At 57.1% G+C, this 19,815-nt stretch carries 12 protein-coding genes; 3 read left to right on the top strand and 9 right to left on the bottom strand.

What is annotated here, in order from left to right:
- Positions 1 to 4: 4 nt before the first annotated feature.
- Complete coding sequence (gene rep / locus WJM78_RS01380) at positions 5 to 2,017, bottom strand: DNA helicase Rep (RefSeq protein ID WP_042035850.1); 2,013 nt, start codon at positions 2,015 to 2,017, stop codon at positions 5 to 7.
- A gap of 166 nt (positions 2,018 to 2,183) precedes the next feature.
- Here rep and WJM78_RS01375 point away from each other — a divergent pair, with 166 nt between their 5' ends.
- Together WJM78_RS01375 and WJM78_RS01370 are read left to right on the top strand one after the other, a co-directional pair.
- Complete coding sequence (locus tag WJM78_RS01375) at positions 2,184 to 3,404, top strand: SufS family cysteine desulfurase (protein WP_275931067.1); 1,221 nt, start codon at positions 2,184 to 2,186, stop codon at positions 3,402 to 3,404.
- A 13-nt stretch (positions 3,405 to 3,417) separates the two neighbouring features.
- On the top strand, positions 3,418 to 3,855 hold the full coding sequence (locus WJM78_RS01370) for a SufE family protein (RefSeq protein WP_275931066.1): 438 nt from the start codon (positions 3,418 to 3,420) through the stop codon (positions 3,853 to 3,855).
- On the opposite strand, the gene tcdA is transcribed toward WJM78_RS01370, so the two are convergent.
- On the bottom strand, positions 3,840 to 4,697 hold the full coding sequence (tcdA, locus tag WJM78_RS01365; protein ID WP_212514844.1) for a tRNA cyclic N6-threonylcarbamoyladenosine(37) synthase TcdA: 858 nt from the start codon (positions 4,695 to 4,697) through the stop codon (positions 3,840 to 3,842). The genes WJM78_RS01370 and tcdA overlap by 16 nt on opposite strands.
- A 344-nt stretch (positions 4,698 to 5,041) precedes the next feature.
- Here tcdA and WJM78_RS01360 point away from each other — a divergent pair, with 344 nt between their 5' ends.
- The gene (locus WJM78_RS01360; RefSeq protein ID WP_339012873.1) at positions 5,042 to 6,250 is read left to right on the top strand and encodes a tyrosine-type recombinase/integrase; all 1,209 of its coding nucleotides are present in this window, start codon (positions 5,042 to 5,044) and stop codon (positions 6,248 to 6,250) included.
- A 123-nt stretch (positions 6,251 to 6,373) separates the two neighbouring features.
- On the opposite strand, the gene WJM78_RS01355 is transcribed toward WJM78_RS01360, so the two are convergent.
- From WJM78_RS01355 to WJM78_RS01325, 7 genes are all read right to left on the bottom strand, one after another.
- Positions 6,374 to 6,550: a hypothetical protein gene (locus WJM78_RS01355; protein ID WP_339012870.1), complete on the bottom strand. Its 177-nt coding sequence runs from the start codon at positions 6,548 to 6,550 to the stop codon at positions 6,374 to 6,376.
- A gap of 331 nt (positions 6,551 to 6,881) precedes the next feature.
- On the bottom strand, positions 6,882 to 7,325 hold the full coding sequence (locus WJM78_RS01350) for a hypothetical protein (protein WP_339012868.1): 444 nt from the start codon (positions 7,323 to 7,325) through the stop codon (positions 6,882 to 6,884).
- A gap of 842 nt (positions 7,326 to 8,167) precedes the next feature.
- Positions 8,168 to 8,758, bottom strand: coding sequence for a DUF637 domain-containing protein (locus WJM78_RS01345; protein ID WP_339015714.1), 591 nt, complete (start codon positions 8,756 to 8,758; stop codon positions 8,168 to 8,170).
- Between the two features lie 23 nt (positions 8,759 to 8,781).
- Positions 8,782 to 9,078: a hypothetical protein gene (locus tag WJM78_RS01340; protein WP_339012865.1), complete on the bottom strand. Its 297-nt coding sequence runs from the start codon at positions 9,076 to 9,078 to the stop codon at positions 8,782 to 8,784.
- Positions 9,078 to 16,799 carry a DUF637 domain-containing protein gene (locus tag WJM78_RS01335; RefSeq protein WP_339012862.1) on the bottom strand — a complete coding sequence of 2,574 codons (7,722 nt, stop codon included), beginning with the start codon at positions 16,797 to 16,799 and terminating at the stop codon, positions 9,078 to 9,080. The genes WJM78_RS01340 and WJM78_RS01335 overlap by 1 nt, the downstream gene beginning before the upstream one ends.
- Complete coding sequence (locus tag WJM78_RS01330; protein WP_339012859.1) at positions 16,780 to 17,991, bottom strand: filamentous hemagglutinin N-terminal domain-containing protein; 1,212 nt, start codon at positions 17,989 to 17,991, stop codon at positions 16,780 to 16,782. The genes WJM78_RS01335 and WJM78_RS01330 overlap by 20 nt, the downstream gene beginning before the upstream one ends.
- Before the next feature lie 156 nt (positions 17,992 to 18,147).
- On the bottom strand, positions 18,148 to 19,782 hold the full coding sequence (locus WJM78_RS01325; protein ID WP_339011970.1) for a ShlB/FhaC/HecB family hemolysin secretion/activation protein: 1,635 nt from the start codon (positions 19,780 to 19,782) through the stop codon (positions 18,148 to 18,150).
- Positions 19,783 to 19,815 lie beyond the last annotated feature (33 nt).

Below are 19,815 nucleotides of genomic sequence, written 5' to 3'. Positions count from 1 at the left end.
CGGCTCAATCCTTCTTGAACAGCGCCCTCAGGTTGGCAACCCCGACTTGCCCCTTCTGCTGGCGCTCCTCGGCCGTCACCTTCTTCTGGTTCTCCCACTCCAGATCGTCCTGAGGCAGCTCCAGCAGGAAGCGGCTCGGCTCGGGCCGCACCGATTCACCATACTGGCGCCGCTCCTTGCAGAGGGTGAAGGTGAGCTCGGTCTGGGCGCGGGTAATGCCCACGTAGGCGAGACGCCGCTCTTCCTCCACGTTGTCTTCATCGATGCTGGTCTGGTGGGGCAACAGGCCCTCTTCCATCCCCACCATGAAGACGTAGGGGAACTCCAGCCCCTTGGAGGCGTGCAGTGTCATCAGCTGCACCTGATCCGCATCATCCTCCCCCTCGTTACGCTCCATCATGTCGCGCAGGGTAAGACGGGTCACCACCTGGGCGAGCGTCATCGACTCCTCCAGTTCATCCCCTTCCAGCATCTCTGTGATCCAGCGATAGAGGGTGGAGACGTTCTGCATCCGCATCTCGGCCGCCTTCGGGCTGGGGGAGGTCTCGTAGAGCCACTCCTCGTAGTGGATCTCCTTGATCATGTCCCGCACCGCCTCCACCGGGTTGCCGCGCTGCGCCTGATCGCCGAGTCGCACCAGCCAGTTGGTGAAGGCCTGCAGGGCCACCAGACCACGGCCGGAGAGCGATTGCTCCAGCCCCAGCTCGAAGCTGGCGGCAAACAGGCTCTTGCCGCGCTGGTTGGCATACTGACCCAGCTTTTCGAGCGTGGTGGGACCTATCTCCCGCCGTGGCAGGTTGACCACCCGCAGGAAGGCGGTGTCCTCGTCCGGATTCACCAGCAGCTTGAGATAAGCCATGATGTCCTTGATCTCGGTACGGGAGAAGAAAGAGGTACCGCCCGAGATGCGATAGGGGATGCGGTTGGTCATCAGCGCCTTCTCGAAGATGCGCGACTGATGGTTGCCACGATAGAGGATGGCGTAATCCTTGAAGCGGGTACGGTTCATGAACTTGTGGCCCATCAACTCGGCGGCGATCCGCTCCGCCTCGTGCTCCTCATTTTTGGCAAACAGCACCTTGACCGGCACCCCGTAATCGAGCTCGGAGAAGAGCGCCTTGTCGAACACGTGGGGGTTGTTGGCGATCAATATGTTGGCGCATTTCAGAATGCGCCCCTTGGAGCGGTAGTTCTGCTCCAGCTTGATGAGCTTGAGGCTCGGAAAGTCTTCGTTGAGCAGCACCAGATTTTGCGGCTTGGCGCCACGCCAGGAGTAGATGGACTGGTCATCGTCCCCCACCACGGTAAAGCGAGCCCGCTCGCCGACGATCTGCTTCACCAGCTCGTACTGGCTGGTATTGGTGTCCTGATACTCATCGACCAGCAGGTAGCGGATCTTGTTCTGCCAGCGGGTGCGTACCTCGTCATTGCTCTTGAGCAGCAGGGTCGGCATCACGATAAGGTCATCGAAGTCGAGCGCGTTGTAGGCCACCATCTGGCGGTGATAACGCTCGTAGAGCTGGGCCATCAGTACTTCTTCCGGCCCTTGGGCGATACGCATGGCGCGCGCCGGCAGTATGAGGTCGTTCTTCCAGTTGGAGATCTGGCTGATGAGGGCAGACAGCTTGTCCTTGTCATTATCCAGCTCAGCCTCGGTCAGCTCCTTGAGCAGCGCCAGCTGGTCGGTATCGTCGAACAGAGAGAAGTTAGCCTTGAGATTCAGACTCTTGTGCTCACGGCGTATGATATCGAGGCCCAGGGTGTGGAAGGTGGAGACCATGAGTCCCCGCGCCTCCTTGCGACCCAGGGTCTGACCGACCCGCTCCTTCATCTCCCGCGCCGCTTTGTTGGTAAAGGTGACGGCTGCTATGTTGCGGGCGTTATAGCCACACTGCTGTACCAGGTAGGCGATCTTGTTGGTGATGACGCGCGTCTTGCCCGATCCGGCTCCCGCCAGCACCAGGCAAGGGCCGGAGACAAACTTGACCGCTTCGTTCTGATTGGGGTTGAGCTTCATGGGCCGGATCTCTTGGCTTATGATGAGGGGCGGCATTGTAACAGAAATCAGCGGGTGAGCCGCATCGCTGCGCCACACACCATCAGTCGGCTAGCATCGTGCGCCTTGTGTTCGAACGCCATTTTCAGGATCATGGCCGACTTTTCCAGATGATGACGAGGGGAGCATGAATCAGCAACAGCACGCCCGACTGCGCGGCCAGTTTCCGGCCTTGGCGCAGGAGGTGAACGGCCACCCTCTGGTCTATCTGGACAACGCCGCCACCACCCAGAAGCCGCAAGCAGTGCTGGATGCCATCGCGCACTACTATCGGGCCGACAACGCCAACGTGCACCGCGCCGCCCATGCCCTGAGTGGTCGCGCTACCCGCGCCTTTGAGGCCGCCCGCGAGGCGGTCACCCGCTTCATCAACGCCCCCCACAGCCGCGAGGTGATCTGGACCCGTGGAACGACTGAGTCGATCAACCTGGTGGCCCAAAGCTGGGGAATGAGCGAGCTCAAGGCGGGGGACGAGATCGTCCTCAGCACGCTGGAGCACCACGCCAATATCGTCCCGTGGCAACTGGTCGCCCAGCGCACCGGCGCGGTTATCCGGGTCATTCCCCTCGATGAGCGGGGCGATCTCGATCTGGCCGCCTATCACGCTATGCTGGGGCCAAGGACCCAGCTGGTGAGCGTGGCTCACGTTTCCAATGCCCTCGGTACCGTCAATCCGGTCGAACAGATAGTGGCGGCGGCCAAAGCGGTGGGCGCCGTGACGCTGATCGACGGCGCCCAGGCGGTGGCTCATCTTGAAGTGGATGTGCAGGCCATTGGTTGCGACTTCTACGCCTTCTCCGGCCACAAGCTCTATGGCCCAACCGGGATCGGTGTGCTGTGGGGTAGAACCGAACTGCTGGAACGCATGCCGCCCTGGCAGGCGGGCGGCGAGATGATCGACAGAGTCAGTTTCAGCGGCACCACTTTCAATACCCTGCCCTTCAAGTTCGAGGCGGGCACCCCCCATATTGCTGGCGCTATCGGCCTCGCCGCCGCCGTCGACTTTGTGATGGGGCAAGACCGGAAATGGCTCGCCAGCCATGAGCAGGCGCTGACCGACTATTTGGTCGCTGGCTTGCAGCAGGTGCCGGGGCTGCGTCTGGTCGGCGAGCCCGACCAACGTGCCGGAGCGGTCTCTTTCCTGCTGGAGGATATCCACCCGCAAGATGCCGCCACCCTGCTCGATATGCAGGGGATCGCCCTGCGAGTCGGCCATCACTGCGCCATGCCACTGATGGAATCACTCGGGATCGGCGGCACCCTGCGCGCCTCACTGGCCTGTTACAACAATCGGGACGATGTCGACGCCTTGCTGGCCGCCCTGCACAAACTCAGTGACTTCTTCTAAGGCAAACCACCGAATGAACAGCCTCGTAACCTATACCCAAATCGGCCTTGAGCCCAACGCCGACACCATCCGCCAGCAGTTTGCCGCCGCTCACGGCTGGGAGAACCAGTACCGGCTCATCATCCAGCTCGGCAAGCGGCTGCCTGCACTGCCGCCCGAGTGGCAGCAGGAGGAGTTTCGCCTCAAAGGGTGCGAGAGCCTGGCCTGGCTAAAAGGAGAGAGCTCCGAGGATGGATGCTGGCACTTTGCCTGTGATTCCGATGCCCGCATAGTCCGCGGCCTCATCGTCATCGTACTGGCGGCGCTCAACCACCAATCCGCAGAAGTGATTCAGGCCTTTGACATGGAGGCTTATTTCACCGAGCTGGGGCTGGAAAAACACCTGAGCCCGTCACGGGGTAACGGGCTCAGGGCTATCGTGTTGGCAATCCGGGATCAGGCGTCGGCCTGATCACTGGCCAAGGGTGCTTCTATCGCTGTTGTCGTTTCACTTGCCAGACGTTCGGCTCTAGCGCCCCGTTCGGCAATCTTCTTCAATACCCGGGAGGCGGCAACCAGCCCAAAGGTCGCCGTCACCGGCGTCACGGCCCCGAAGCCAGAGGCACAATCCATCTTCATGGAGCCATCGCTGGCCGCCTTGGCCTGACAGGTGCCACCCTGACCATCCGGGTAGCTCAACTGCTCGGTTGAGAAGACACACTCCACCCCGAACTTGCGAGCAGGATTCTTGCTGAAGTTGTGCAGCCGGCGCAGATCCGAGCGTACCTTGGCCGCCAGCGGATCCTGAATGGTCTTGGCCAGATCGGCCACAGTGATCTGGGTCGGATCCATCTGCCCGCCGGCACCACCCGCCACAATCACAGGGATCTTGTTGCGCTTGCAGAAGGCAATCAGCGCCACCTTGGCCTTGACTGAATCGATGGCATCCACCACATAGTCAAACTCCCGCTTGATATGCTCGGCCAGGTTGTCGGGCGTGACGAAATCATCCACCTCGATCACCTCGCAATCCGGATTGATGGCGCGAATGCGCTCTGCCATCACCTCGGTTTTGAGGCGACCAACCGTACCCTGCATGGCGTGGATCTGGCGATTGGTGTTGGTGATGCAGATATCATCCATGTCGATCAGGGTGATCTGGTTGATGCCGGCACGGGCCAGCGCCTCCGCCGCCCAGGAGCCTACCCCGCCGATCCCCACCACGCAGACCCTGGCCTGACTGAAGGAGCCAAGTGCGCTCTGACCATAAAGACGGGCAATGCCCCCGAATCGCTGTAGATATTCTGCTGTCATACCATCACCTTGCTTGAGGGCGGCCATTATAACGACAACTAAAGCCAGCGGCGATCATCAAGATGGCTCGGCATAGAGAAAGGAAGAGGGGGGGGATAATGGTAAAAGCGGGTGTCGAATGGTCGGAAACGAAAAAAGCCCAGTCGTTAGACTGGGCTTCTTGTTACTGGCGGAGCGGACGACCGCTATAAATAAGCCCGACACACTCCAACCAAATTCATTTCACCAATCAAAATCATACACTTACACTGAAACCTTGTTCATCCCTGTCCAATCCCACTTAACCATAACCAACTCAAAGTGGCATACTGAATGGCATACCATGCCTTTATCAAGGATCTGTTATGGCACTCCTCTCTGATGCGAAAGCACGTAGCATCAAACCCGATGACAAGCCTCTACCTCATGGCGGCATTACCGGCCTTACCCTGCATCCCTCAACCACGAAAGGGCGTGGGAAATGGGTATTACGCTATGTCAGCCCTATGACCGGCAAACGACGTAACGCAGGGCTCGGTATCTATCCTGAAATTTCTATTGCCGATGCGGGCAACCAGGCTCGCCTGATGCGCGAACAATTGGCCAAGGGACTGGACCCCTTGGAGATAAAGAAAGAAGAAGCCAGTAAGCCTGCGATACCCACAGTGGAAATTGCGGCTCGTCAGGTGCACGAGCAGTTGTTACCCGGCTGGCGTAACCCCAAGCATGGGAAGCAATGGATCTCGACCCTGGAGCAATACGCCTTCCCGATCATCGGTCGGCAGCCTATCAACGCCATCACCCCGGCACATATCGCCAGTGTACTACAGCCTATCTGGCTGGAAATCCCGGAAACCGCCACCCGCGTGAAACAGAGACTTCATGCTGTGATGGCCTGGGCATGGGCTCATGGCTTCTGCCAAGCAAACCCTGTCGATGTCGTGGATAAGCTTCTGCCACTACAGCCCAGTAAAGCAATCCGCACTCAGCACCAACCAGCGATGGATTGGCGGATACTGCCAGCGTTCTACCAACAGCACTTGGCGAATGCAGAGCGCTTTGATGTCAGCCGAGCCCTACTGTCGTTCGTGATCCTGACCGGCTGCCGCTCTGGTGAAGCGAGAAGCATGCGCTGGGAAGAACTCGACCTAGATGCTGCAACCTGGACCATTCCGGCTGATAGGATGAAGACCCAAGTCATTCACCGCATTCCGTTATCTCTTCAGGCTATGGCCGTATTGGAGAAGGTGCGGGGGCTGCATGGTGAATGGGTTTTCCCGTCCCCACGTAAACAAGTACCGCTCACAGATATGGCACTGACCACCCTGCTCAGAAGAGTCGAGGCCCCAAGCACGACGCCTGAACGGCTGGCTACTGCTCATGGCTTTCGTTCAACGTTCCGGGATTGGTGTAGCGAACAAGGCTATCCCAGGGACTTGGCTGAGCGAGCACTCGCGCACCTTATCCAAAATAAGGTGGAAGCGGCATACCACCGCACTGACCTGCTGGACCAGCGTAGGCCTATGATGGATACCTGGGCGGAGTTCGTCGAAAGTGGATTACCAGCCGCATAAGGAAGCGGCCCATAAGGGCCGCTTCCTTTATTTTTTGTCTCGCATGAGAGGCTGATATACTGCGGCTCCACCTGACAGGCATAACGCTGATGCGGCGCCGTCCATGGCCATTAGCCTTGCTCGTCAGGTGGTTTGCTGTAAGTGATCCTGATAGATCCTCTGCCACTTGGCATGCTCAGCCTCATCGCCTCTAGCCTGCCAAAATCCACAGATGCTGCAAGCCAATTCAGCCGCCATGGCATGATCGCCATCACGACGGCAGACCAGATAGTGGGCCAACCAGTTTTGATACTGCTTCATTGATACCTCTTAAATCGTTATCCAAATCAATTGACCGGATCAATAGCTGTCTATGACTGCGCAGTAGAAACGGTGAGTCAACACAGGGCATTCATCAACGCAGAGCTCCTGTTAAAGAGGGCTTTGCCACATTGGTAATAAGTGTACGCTCAACTCAATCGCACAGCGGATCGGTTGTGCCGTCCGCGTTCACATCGGCTATCCCCCAGTGGCAGGAGAGTTGACGTGTATCGGCCAAAGTAATTGACTTCTAATACCATAGGAACCGTTCAAACAAGATGAACATACCCAAAAATCGTGCGCGATCTCACCCAGAGGGCGCCCCCCTTGTTTATTCAGGTTGTTTTTTATGCAATTTTTTCACATAGAGGGAAACGCATGTATCAATGTTTTCTTCTAGACATACTGCAAACGCATTTTGGGATGCTGAAAACTTTAAATAAAAACTGTAGTCCTGTATGTCTGACATAGGGCTGTCAAAGCAGTCATGGCCTCTATTGTCTGATAAAACTGATTCATTTAATTTATAAAAACCTGAGGCTGTCGGGGTAGGGCTAATACTGTATTTTAACTTTAGAAATTGATTTGCCGCACTGGCATATGCAATACCATCTTTTCTGAAGTCACGTATTTCATGACAATTTATGCCAGGGATCTTATTCTCCCACACACCTAAAACATTGCTTTCTATGTCTTCGTTTTCAGGGTTGTGCTGACTAGCATAACCACTAATGCTGCATATGAATAAAGTTGCAAAGAAAAATTTACTTTTCATAACCCTTCCTGACAAAGGTCCTGTGTTAATAATATTTCCAATCAGTTTCAGCAGAAACCGACAGTCTTAAGTACAAGCCATGATTTATAATGGCCAGCTCATCCGCTTCACAACCATCAAGCCTTTTCTTTCTTTTGTTAAACTCGAAACTGATCTTACCGTTATTTACCAAGACGAACAGGACATCAAATTTCTTACCTGATTTAATGCGATGCCCACTTGAACTTTGCACTTATTCACATAGCGGACCACTTCCCATCCATGTCGATGCATTCTTGATGAAGTTGTTCCCATTTTTGGGATTGAGCAACTCGATAAAATCGAAATCCCATATTGACATAAAATGATTCCAATACACGTAATTTACGAAGTACGTGATGCCCGATTTGTTCATGAGTCAGCGCTGTCGACATTTCCAATTCAGTAATTGTGTCATCAATTACCGAGCCATAACGAAGACGGAAGTCATCCAATGTATAATTAAAAATTTATATCTAAGAGTCTTGAGATCTTCTTGATTCAACGTTGAATATTCTTTAATTTTGGTAACCATACCATCACAGTTAGAACTGGTACTTGGTGAGTTTGCCGCCAATACAACAAGAGGAAAAAAAACCAGCAAAAGTAATAAACGCATCTAGTATACCTTATTCATGATTAGCATTTATATCGACCATTACTCATTACAAGCTATTTTTAATACCATCACTCGATCTCATTGCAGCAACTAACCACCTTCTAAGGACCTCAACGCGAGCTCCCCACTCCCGGTGGTGCCTGCCAGCAGACGTTCGATCTGCTGATAACCCGCTAACGACTCTTTTGGGTATTGGTAACCCAGATTAGGGTAGGTATCTGCCTTCGTAATCGCATCCTGACGATGCCGCCTGGCATTCGCTGGCACTGCCACTTATACAAGCCTTCAACAACGTTTCGTCACTGAGCGCATCTTTAAAGTTCAGCGCGGCCAGTCGCTCTTGCTGCGCCTCTGTCAGATTGCCTTTTTGAGCCTCTCGCAGCAGGCTGTCCCGTTCCGATCTCTCCTTATGTTCCAGATAGTTATACCGATGCACCGTCTCTGCCCGATCTGCCCCGGTATCAAAGTCGTGCTCATCGCCAGTGATGGCCGCTGCTGCTAGCCCACCCAACACCTTGTTCAGGGCAACTTGATACTCCTCGTTGCCACCAAAGGCCCCGAGGCTCCAGTTGCTGGCCAGCTCAGACATGGCACCGCCTGCTGCGCCTGCCGCAAACTTGCCACCGGTGATTTCAGCGATGGCGCCGCTGGTTACTCCGTGGGCCACCACTTTGCCAGCCTCGCCCAATGCATTGCCGTTATCGCCGATAACGCCAGCAACCGATTTGCCCACTTGCCCCTGAATATTGGCCAGCAAACTGTCTTTAAACGCATCGCCAAAGCTGCCACCGTTGATGGTGGTGTGTTCGCGGCGTCCAATTACACTTCGTTAATCGAACCAGCAGCTCTCAATATCTCAAGAAAACGTTGGTAGGCGCTTGGGTCTGCCTCCACTAATTCATCAAGAATATTCTCTTCAATCAAGGGTTTATAAAACACCCCATCATCCATATACATATAGTCACTTCCTAATTCAGGTTCTAACACCTCGACTTCACTTGCGTCGTATGCAAGCAAACCTTCATATCCTTTTGAAAGGCCATAAAAATATGTTTTTCCATGAAGCCAATAAATAGCAAATACCATTATCTCCGTTTCTGATTTCTTTATTTTCATTAGTTTCCACCCACAATAGAGTTACCTGGCTGAAGATTTTTTCGCTCTGGTGTTGTTATCTTCATATCGTAAGCCTTACCTGTATTCAAGTTATATTGGTAATGGATCGTTATGTTAGTCCCATCAGGTAACTGGTGTGTAGCCTGCATTTTCTGAAATCCAGCATCAGTAGGGAAGCGAGGATCTTTATTCATACCTCTTAGTGGCTGGCCCAATGAAGGGGTATCAATAACTAAATTCCAGAGCACCTGCTCATTCAAGTTACGTGGAGCAGTAAATTGCACGCCTGGCTTAGCCGTAGAGATAACTTCTGCATTTTTAATGAGCTGTTGAGAGTCTATTGACAACTGGGTTCTACTACCCAAAATTAACGCATCACTAACCCCCTCTTTCACCAACTTGGCAGTGATTTTCTCGGTCAGCAGCGCCCCGCCTTTGACTACGCCTACGCCCCCAGCGGCCAGCGAAGCCCCCTCAGCCAGCAGTTTGCCATACTCCACACCAGCATTGAACGAGCCGCTGGATCCTGCCTTCTGGTATTGGGCCTCAGCTGCCTCAATCCGAGCCAAATAACTCTGCTTTATTGCCTCTTTGGCATTACCAAGAATTTCGCCTTTGTTGATTAATTCCTTCAACGCCCCCAGCGTCTGAGCGGGGTTCAGCCCCAGTTGCACCAACCCTTGTACGCTATCCACTACCCCAGCGGGAACACCAGCCAACATGCCCGCACCAAAGCTGGTTTCTTGCAAGAGACTGATGGCCTCCCACTTTGCTCCATGTTGGGCGATACACAGCAGTTCCCCCTGACACGAGGCAAAATCCTGTTCTCGGGTCGCTTTCTGTTGGTGGCTTAAGTAGTTATACCGATGCACCGTCTCCGCTCGGTCAGCCCCGGTATCAAACTGGTTTTCATCGCCAGTGACGGCCGCGGCAGCAAGGCCACCCAGCACCTTGTTGAGGGCAACTTGATACTCCTCGTTGCCGCCAAAGGCACCCAGGCTCCAGTTGCTGGCAATCTCAGACATGGCACCGCCAGCAGCCCCTGCAGCAAATTTGCCACCGGTGATTTCAGCAATGGCGCCGCTGGTCACTCCGTGGGCGGCGATTTTTCCAGCCTCTGCCAACGGGCTGTTGGCAGCATCAAATTTAATGCCTTGATCCCCTATCCAATTGGCAGTGGCTTTACCCACTTCCCCCTGAATATTGGCCAGCAGGCTGTCTTTAAACGCATCGCCAAAGCTGCCACCGTTGATGGTGCTATTGATACCTGCACTGAGGGTGGCGTGGCCGGTTACCCGATTGAAGGTGTCCCAGCTCATCAAGTCCGCCGCCCCCGGTTGGGCAAACGGGTTGTTGGCTTGCTTGGCCGCACTGTCGAGCCCTGCCCACTGGTCAAAGCCGCTTAGCGCTCCCGCTGTCGCGACCGAGATGGCCAACTGCTTGATATTGGCGCTGCTGCCCAGCTCTTTGAGCACTGCAGAGAGGTCGCCACCGTGCAGCACCATGGACTGGGCTGCCTGGGTCGCCAACGTGGCAAAGGCGGTGTTGGCCATGGCGGTGGTCGCAGCTGTCTGTGTACCCAGTAAGGCCGCACCAGTACCGCCCGAGGCGGCCGCCACCGCAATCGCAATCACCGACGCAACGATGGGGTTGAGGCTCTGCTGCTTGTAATCCCACTGCTCATAGGCCTCTTGCACCGCCTCCATCTTCACGCCCGGCATCTGGCTGACCTGATTGACCCAGGCCATGCCCGGTTCGTTTGCCAGTGCTGTGAGGTTCGCTTGCAGGGTCTCCCCCTCCCGCTGACCGACTTGCAGCAGCACGCCCTGGCCTGCGTTGATGGTGATGTCGCCTCCCTCGAGCTGGTTTTGCCGCTCGGTAGTCGAGCTGGTGCCATTGCCCTGAGCGGTGACAGTGAAGCCCTTCTTCTGCTCATCCTTGCGGTAGAAGTGCTCGTCAGTGGCGGTTAACAGGTTGAGCTGACCATCGGTGTCAATAGCAAGGCTATCTGTGGCCTTGATATCGCTGCCTTTGAGGGTCATGTCCCCTTGGCTAGCGAGGCTTACATTGCCACCTGCTGTGATGGTGGTGCCCTGCGCCGTCACATCCCGCTGCTCTATCTCGGTGGTTTTGGATTTGAAGGTGCCACCACTCTTGCTCTTCTCGAAGTGATAAACCTCGTTGTCAGCCGTGAGCAGTTGCAGTTCACCACCGGCTTGCAGGCTGGCATTGCCTTGCGCCTCGAGGGTGCTGGCCTGGGCCAGCAGGTTGTTGCCTGCGCTCAGACTCACGTTATCGCCAGAGATGGTGGCGCCGACCTGGGTGGTGGTGCGGTCGATGGTGTGCTTGCTGCCCTGGCGCACATCGTCGCTGGTCTGGTTCGCTTCACTGGCCAGTACCAGGTTATTGCCCGCACTGAGGCTCACATCGCCTTTGGCCTCAGCCGTTGAGGCCACCAGGTTTAAGTCATTGCCCGCAGTGAGGGAGAGATTGCCACCGGCATTGAGCTCGCTCATCAACTGGTCGATGCGCGAGAAGCGGTTTTGTCCCTCTTCCCAGGTATGGCGGCTCTCGGTGCTGCCGATGGTGATATCGTTACCCGCCAGCAGGGCCATATTGCCGCCCGCCAGCAGCTCGGCGGCAGAGAGGTTGATATCCTTACCCGCCTGCAACAACAGATTGCCAGCCGACGTGATACTGGCGGCATCACCAATGTCGGTGCGGCTAAAGCGGGTCTGGTCGCTCAATACATCAGAGAGGATGCCATTGACATCCACATGGCGCTGCGCAGTCTGGGTCTGGTTGATGATGCTGCCGTTGGCGCTGGCAAGCGTCACATCCTGGCCGGATATCTGCCCCTGGTTGAAGAGGTCATCCATCGCCAGCAAGGTGAGGTCGCCACCGGCTTGCAGCGCGCCCTGGTTGGTCAGGGTACTGCCACTTTTAAGCGACAGGGTACCATCGGCCAAGAGGGTACCGCTGTTGTTGATGCCACCGGCTTTGAGGTCGATATTGCCCGCGGTGATGACACTCCCCGAGAGGTGGCGTTTATCGGCCTCGGTCAGGTAGAGCTTGGGCGCCAGTACGATTTGGCCGTTGAACCACACCGGCTCCCACCACACCATGCTACGGCCGAGCTGTGCCACTTGGGCGGCCGTCAAGGCGACGCCCGGCATCAAGCCCAGTTCACGCTGGTTTTGCGCAGCGTTATCAATCAGAGCGCGCATCTGTGCTAAATCAGAGCCCATCTCACCATTGATAAAGCGACGGCCAGTTTGGGCCAGCACCGCATCGCGGATAACGCGGGTATCGAAGGCTGCATCACCCAAGAGCTTGATATCGCGCTCCGGGTTGTACCCAAGCTGCGCAAAGAAGTAGTTAGAGCCCAAGAAAGTGCCAAGGTCCGTCCAGGTCGGGTTTTGCTCGACAGCGGGTGCCTGAGTCAGTGCCGCGCCATCGGGTAGCGCGTCTGGCTGCGCGGTGTTAATGGTCTGCCAGCTATCCCATTGGCCACTGGCCTGCGCGGCGGCGGCCAGCGCCTGGTCGATATTGGAGAGCGCGGCATTGCCCGCCGAGCCCAGCTCGCTAATGAGCGGGTTAACCTCTATCAGATATTGGCTATCGGGCTTGTCGGTGACCACAAACAGGCCACTGCCACCGCCCGGCACCGGATAATCCGGCAGCGGCACGCCGTTGGGTTCGCCCACCGGGGTGAAGGTGACTTGCTGGGCATTCGGGCCTGCCTGCCAGCTCGGGCCATTCGGGCCGTCAACCGCAACATTGGCAAGCTCAGGGCGAGTCGTGGTACTGGAAACGGGACCCGCATTGGCTTTGATGGTGACGTTGTCAATCATGCCGGCCACGGTGCCGTTCAGATTGCCGCCTGCGGATATAAGGGCGTTGACACTACCTGTATCGGTCTGTTCTTGATGTGTCCCTGTTAACTTGTAATAAAGTTCAGCATCAGGAAAACCATATTCTGGTGGACTAGAAGGCCCTCCCTGATACGAGGCTCCGGCATCTTTTAACCCCTGAAACTCATAATCCGCATACTCAATACTGCCGCCGAGTGCATAGGACTTATTGAGAATGCCGCCAGCATGAATGGTCAGGTTTCTCCCAGCACTTATCACACTGGCATCATTCGTTAATGCTCCAGCATCAATGATGAGATCATCACTCGACAATATAAGGCTCGCAGAGCTACTACTGCGTACTTCCTGCGTTTGTTTGGATAACTGGAGCTTGACATCTTGCTCGCCCGAAAACGTCACCGAGCGACGCCAATAAAAACTAGCACTAGGCTGAAAATGGCTGAATGACCACACAACCTGATGTTCCGGTAGCAATGAGTCACCCGCGGACAAGTACAAGTTCAACGGCAATTGCTGATTTGATGACTCTCGGGTGGTCGAGATATCAAAAACAGCGCGCTTATTGATAACATCCCGAGCTGACAACCACAGCTCACCATTACCCGCATCAATGGTGCCTGATGCGTTGATAAGCTGACCCTGATTGACCTTGAGCGCAGCGCCCTGTTCGGCAAGCAGAGTACCGTACTGGTTGGTCAGGTTGCTGTTGGCGGTCAGCGACAAATGGCCACCGCTGTAAAAAGTGCCTTCGTTATAGAGCGTCTCGCCCGCCCAACCTTGGTCACCCAGACTGGCTATCATGCCCGTATTGTGCAGCGCCCCGCTGGTATCAAGACGTAGCGTGCTGCCCGCCTGCAAACTGCCGCTGTTATCAAGGCTACTGGCGCCCACTTGCAGGGCGCCGGTGCTGATAAGTTGCCCCCGGTTATCAAGTGCGCCAGTGGTCGTGGCGCGCAGGCCATTGCCCGCCACCCACTGGCCTTGGTGTAGCCAGTCCCCCTGCACGTCCAACTCAAGCTGGTTCTTGGCGCTGATGCTCCCCTGACTTGTCAGGCTGCTGCCGACCTTCAGCGCCAAATCGCCCCCCGAGAGCCATTGGCCAATCTGGGTAATGCGCCCGGTATCGATGCCTAACTTGCTGCCTGCCAGCAGTTGACCGCTGCCATCGAGCGTGGTGCTGGTGACCAGCAGTTGGCGCAAGCCAAACAGGATGCCCGCACTGCTGAGGCTGGTGTCGGCGCGCAGGGTCAGGGTATCGGCACTGATTAGGCCGCTGGCTTGGTTGCTGAGGGTATTGCCGCTGATTTGCAGGGCACCTTGGGCAACCAGTTGACCGGCATTATCGAGCTGCTGCGCATTGATAATGCCATTGGTTTGGCTGCGCAGCTGTGCCCCTTGGCCATTAGTTAAGGTGGTGAGGGTCAGGGTTTGCGCCCCGGCCTGCCACTGTCCCAGGTTGCCCAGTCGCTCGCCAGTGAGGGTCAGCTGGTTTTGCGCCAGTACGCTGCCACGGTTGTTGGTTTGGCTGGCTTGCAAGTGGATATCGGTGGCCTGAAGTTGCCCACTGTTATCGAGCTGCTTGCCCTGATAGCTAAATTGCCCGCCGCTCAGCCACTTGCCTTGTTGGTTAACGGTGCGGGCATTGACCAGGCTGTTGCCTGCAACGACCTCACCTTGCTGGTCAAGTTGGTCTGCACTGATGGTGAGGCTTTGTTGCCCCATCAGCTTGCCCATCTGTTTCAACATGCCTTGTACGGTAAGGCTGACATTACCTTGCCCCAGCAGCTCGCCGCGCTGGGTCAGGGTGTTGGCGGTGATGCGAATATCGCTGTTGCTGCTGACACGCCCCCCCAGCTCGCCATGGCCAGTGAGGGTCGCATCGATTGTGCCAGCCGCTTGGGTTGAACCCTCCGCTTGCCAGCTATCTGCCTGCAAATGCAGCTTACCGCCCGCCACCAGGTCACCGGGTTGGGTGAGTTGATGGGTGGTGACGGTGGCATCCGTGCCTGCCTGCCAGCGTCCAGCTAACCGCAGGGTCGGCGCGGTCACCGCGAGCTGAGTGCCTGCGATGACCTTGGCACTGTCGCTACTGCCCAGGGCGGAGCTGGCGTTGAGGGTAAGCCCGGAGAGTGCCGCCAGGGTGCCACCCAGTTGCAGGGTGTCGCCGCGCAGGCTCGCGCTCTCTTTGGCGAGCCAGGTGCCGTCTTGTGCAAGCTGGTTGGCGTTCACACTGAGTGCTTTCTCGGCGTAGAGGTCACCGTTACCATCCACGCGCGCCGCACTGACCGTAATATGATTGGCGTTAATGCGGCCATTGTGGTGCAGACTGCTTCCCAGTTGCAGGTTGGCATCTTGCAAGGTAGTGAGGGTGCCATTGAGCGTGGCATTGGTGGCGCGAAGATTGAGCGCGCCCTTGCTGTAGCCACTGCCCGCCAAGGTCAATTGGTCGGCGTCGAGGGTCAAGGCATCGTCGCTGTGCAGTTGCCCATCGACGGTGAGGGTTGTCGCCTTGAGGGCCAGGGGGCCTTTGGCCGAGAAGACACCTTGCCCCGTCAGGGTGGTGGCATCGATGGCGAGGGCGCTGTTGCTGGCGGTGATGCCGGTTTGCCCCTGAATGACGGTGTCAGCCTTGACACGCAAGGCATCCCCAGCCGCCCACTTGCCATGATTGGTCAGCGTCGCGCCCTGCAGGGCGAGGGTGGTACCCGCAGCCGTGGTGCCGCTGTTGGTAAAGGTGCCGGTAGTGATAGCCAGCGCCAAGCCGCTGATAAGCTGGTTGCTATTGAGCAGCTCGGTGGTGTTAAGGGTAAGGTCACCGCCTGCCTGCAGGCGTCCCTGGTTGTCCAGGGTCTGGCTCGTTATCTGCCCGGCTTGCGCTGCCAGCAGCAACCCGCTGCTGCGCAGTTGTTGCGCGTGTATATCCAGCGTCTGGGTTGAGAGGGTGCCGCTATTGACCAGGGTGTTACCCTGATAGCGAAGCGTTGCATCACTGGCCAAGGTGCCACGGTTAAGCAGGGTGCCGATGTTAACACCCATCCCCCCTTTGGCGGCCCAGGTTCCCTCTTGCACTGCCTCGCGAGCAGTCACGTTGAGGGTGGTTTGAGAAAGCAATTGCCCCTGCTGGCCACTGGCTATCTGGTCCGCCTCAAGCGTGACACGCTCACCTTGCAACGTACCATCAAGCACCAGCTGATGGGCCTTGATGGCAATATCCTGCCCTTTGGTAATGCCGCTCAGTAGCAGTAACTGGCCGCCGATGGTGAGAGCGTCATCGCTCACCAGTTGTCCTGATGAAGAAAGTTCGCGGCCGGTGAGCGCAATGCCATCGCGCCCAAGCAGCATGCCACGGCTGTCCAGCCGGTCCGTGTCGAGGGTCAGTCGGGCGCCACCCAGGGTACCGGTATTGAGTAAAGCGCCCTTATTGGTAAGCGCCAAGGCACCTTCACTGACCACCTTGCCCTGGTTGGTCAGCGTATCGGTGGTGACAGTCAACGGCCCTTTGGTCAGCAACTGGCCAGCTTGCCCATTGCTGAGTTCAGCGAGCGTGAGCTCACCATTGCCATCGGCCGAGAGGGTTCCCTGGTTATCAAGTTGTCCGCCACGCCAGCTCAGTTGCCCCTGGCTGTGCATGACACCTTGTTGCGTAGCGCGCTCCGCATTCACTGCTAATGCTTGTCCCGCCGTGACACTGGCATCGCTGGTGAGGGTCTTGGTGTTAATCGCTATCTGCTGGCCCTGCATCCGGCCAGACAGGGTGACCTCATCCGCGGCAACATCGACATGACCCTGACTTTCAAGAGTGGCATCCTTACCTTGCACCCAGCGACTACCTCCCTTGATAGTCACGGGGCCTGCCGCCGCCAGTGTGCCTTGCAGGTTCGCCCCCTCGCTGGCGGTGACCGTTACCCCGCCACCACTTTGCTGGCGACCGGTAAGGGCGACCGTTTTTACCAGACAACTCCAGTCGCTCAGCAGCGCTCACCTCACCACCCTGCGTCAGGGTCTCTTTGGCAGCCAGATTGACGGTGCGGGCATCCACCCGACTGCCTGAGAGGGTGACCTGCTTGCCCGCCAGCTTGGCACTGTCGGCAGCCAGCTGGCTCTGCGAGAGCGTGATATCGCCCGTGGCATTGGCCGTCAGTGCACCCTGTGCTGCCAACTTGCCACCGAGCTCGGCATTGCCCTGTGCATTAACGGTTAATTGCCCCTGCGCAGCACTGTCACGCAGCCGAACGCGGCCATTGGCATCCAGGGTCAAATCCCCTTGTTTGGCCACCAGGTTGGCTAAATTGACCCCCACACCTTGTTCAGTAGAGACCAGACGGATTTTGCCCGCGTACATGCCGCCCAAGGCGGCGGTATCGATAGCGACCTCGGGTACAGGACCATTGCCTGCCTGGGCGACGACTTCCCCTGTCTGGCGATTAACCTTGTTGGCCCCCGCCACCACATTGACCGTCTGGCCATGCAAGGCACCATTGAGCTGAACGGCGCGCGCGACCAAGTCGACCGATGCCTGGCGGCTGCCATCCAGCCCCTTACCCCCCACTGTCAATGCCCCTTGTTTGACATCCAGCATCTGCAGCTGACCATGGGCATCCAGCACCGGCTTGCCGGTCGACAACGTCACATTGGGGGTATTGATAAAACCGCAGCCATCGCAGGTGAGGCCATTGGGGTTGGCCACCACCACCCCGGCCTGCTGCCCCGCCACTTCCAGATAGCCCTGCAACTGCGATGGGTTGGCGCCCACCACTTCATTGATGATGAGGTTGGCCGCCTGGCCATTGAGGTGGGGGTTGTTTTGGATCAGCCCCCCCAGCTGGGTCTGAGTCAGCTGGCCGGTGGCGTTGTTGAGGATGACGCCCACCTGACCGACATTGAAATCGTGATAAATATTGTGGGATAACCCGGCGCCATTGGGCGTAGCAATATCGACGATGGGGACACCGTTACCGGCCTGATTGAGGGTGGTGTTACCGGTTGCAACCGCAATCCCTCCTGCAAATGCAGGATGTGCTGGCTGCAGAGCCATCATCAGACAAAGCTGGTAAACCACGGCGCGACATACCAGAGAAAACCGGGGCTCACCTTGCTTCGTTGCTTTTGCATCCATCTCAACCACCCTCATCAAATTCGCTTACGTCTTATTGCCACGTCACGGCTTTCGCCGCCTTGCTACCAACCGCTTTTGCTAAAACGCCACACTGGCCCGGTAATAGAACACCCAGGGGTCAGCATTGAGCCAAGCTGGCGCGCTGAGTGGAAAGCCCACGCTGACATTGCCGATGAAGTGGCGGTAACGCTGCTCCCAGCCAATGGCTGTGCCTACCATGCCACGCCACTCATCACCCTGATTACCCATGTCCACCCGCCCCATATCCAGCGCCAGCCAAGTACGCCATTGGCCCAGCCAGGCCGGTGTCGCCCCTTGCCAGCTCGCTTCGTTGCGAAGGTATCCACCCACATCACCGCTGATACTCTGCTCCTTGAATCCTCGCACCGATGCCTCACCACCCAGTGACAAACGCTCCACGCCATAGAGCCGGTCCGGCGTCCACTGGGCGCTGAATGTCGAGAGCCATCCCCACCGCTCGCCCGCGGTGCTGTAGCTGCCAAACAGCCCCCACTTCTCAAACTGGGCCTGTGGCAACAGGGCTGAGCGACCACTGTCTTGGTCAGCACCGAACCAATCGGTGCCGAGGGTCAGCGCCGGGTTTAACGTGAAGAAGTGACGGTCTGCACGCGTCGCCAGATTGAGGCCTAGCCGCAAAGAGGAGAGCTGATAGCTGCTGGTTTCCAGCAACTGGCTCATGATGAAGTTGCGACTCTGGCGATGGGTAACACCCAGCACACCGGATACTTTGCTCTGCCCATCGCGATAGAGGGTTCGCGTAGCCGTACCTGTCGTGGTGCGCGTCTCACCCCGGCTTTCATAGACATAGCCACGAGAGACGATATCGTTGCGGTAATCACTGTATTGGTAGCCCGCATCAAACAACCAGAAGCCATAGGGCAGACTTAAACCGGCCTGCCAGTTGGTGGCATTGTGGCTCGCACGCCCATCCGTGCTGCTGCCTGCCAGCAGGGTCCACTGCTCGGCCAGTGACAGCAGGCTATCGGCAGTCAGCGAGAGTCGCCCCTGCTCCTCACCGGTACTCTGCTGACCACTGTTGTCGAACTCCAGCGCCCCTTGCAGGGGCACACCTTTGGCCCCTTTCAGATTGACCACGGACTGGCCGGGCGCACTACCCGGCTGGATATCAAGCTGATAGGAGAGCGAACGCAGGCGAGAAAGATGGTCCACCCCCTGCTCCAGGTCACGCAGATTGAGCACCTGCCCGACCAGTCCAGGAAAGAGCGTCCGCGTGATGGAATGAGATTCGCCATTGACCACAATGGCTTCGATACGTCCCTCAAGCACCGCAATAGTAAGCGTCCCCGTCGCCAAATCCTGCTCAGGTAAAAAGGCTCTGCTGGTGACGAAACCAGCTGACAAATACCACTGACTGATATCTCGGATAAGGGCATTGATATGGGAGAGCCCCATACAGCTATTGAGGTAGGGTGAGGAGAGCTGAACCTGCTGGTTAGCGGAAAGCTGGGTACTCCCCTCAAAATTGATTTGGCTCACCTCAAAACAGGGGCCTTGCGCTTGCGGCACCTGCTCGACTGGCTCTGCGGGCAGTGACAGTGGACGGGCAACTTCATCACGCTGACGGGCAGCCCCTTCCAGCAAGGCCCGCTGGCGCTGCTCAATCTCCTGCCGTTCGGCAGGGGAGGCAGCGAACGCGAATGACCCATGCAGTGTGCATAGCGCAAATAACAAAACGGTGCGCCAAACCAACGCTGGGCGCAAAGA

It is taken from the genome of Aeromonas popoffii, assembly GCF_037818705.1.
Classification (GTDB): Bacteria; Pseudomonadota; Gammaproteobacteria; order Enterobacterales; family Aeromonadaceae; genus Aeromonas; species Aeromonas popoffii.
The sequence above is the reverse complement of the archived record's forward strand: the minus strand, read 5'-3'. Positions and strand labels throughout refer to the sequence as shown.

Coding starts and splice junctions, on each gene's coding strand:
- WJM78_RS01340 (WP_339012865.1), bottom strand. CDS start 9,078: ATGAAAATAAAGAAATCAGAAACGGAGATAATGGTATTTGCTATTTAT.
- WJM78_RS01375 (WP_275931067.1), top strand. CDS start 2,184: ATGAATCAGCAACAGCACGCCCGACTGCGCGGCCAGTTTCCGGCCTTG.
- WJM78_RS01370 (WP_275931066.1), top strand. CDS start 3,418: ATGAACAGCCTCGTAACCTATACCCAAATCGGCCTTGAGCCCAACGCC.
- tcdA (WP_212514844.1), bottom strand. CDS start 4,697: ATGACAGCAGAATATCTACAGCGATTCGGGGGCATTGCCCGTCTTTAT.
- WJM78_RS01360 (WP_339012873.1), top strand. CDS start 5,042: ATGGCACTCCTCTCTGATGCGAAAGCACGTAGCATCAAACCCGATGAC.
- rep (WP_042035850.1), bottom strand. CDS start 2,017: ATGAAGCTCAACCCCAATCAGAACGAAGCGGTCAAGTTTGTCTCCGGC.
- WJM78_RS01355 (WP_339012870.1), bottom strand. CDS start 6,550: ATGAAGCAGTATCAAAACTGGTTGGCCCACTATCTGGTCTGCCGTCGT.
- WJM78_RS01330 (WP_339012859.1), bottom strand. CDS start 17,991: ATGATGGCTCTGCAGCCAGCACATCCTGCATTTGCAGGAGGGATTGCG.
- WJM78_RS01350 (WP_339012868.1), bottom strand. CDS start 7,325: ATGAAAAGTAAATTTTTCTTTGCAACTTTATTCATATGCAGCATTAGT.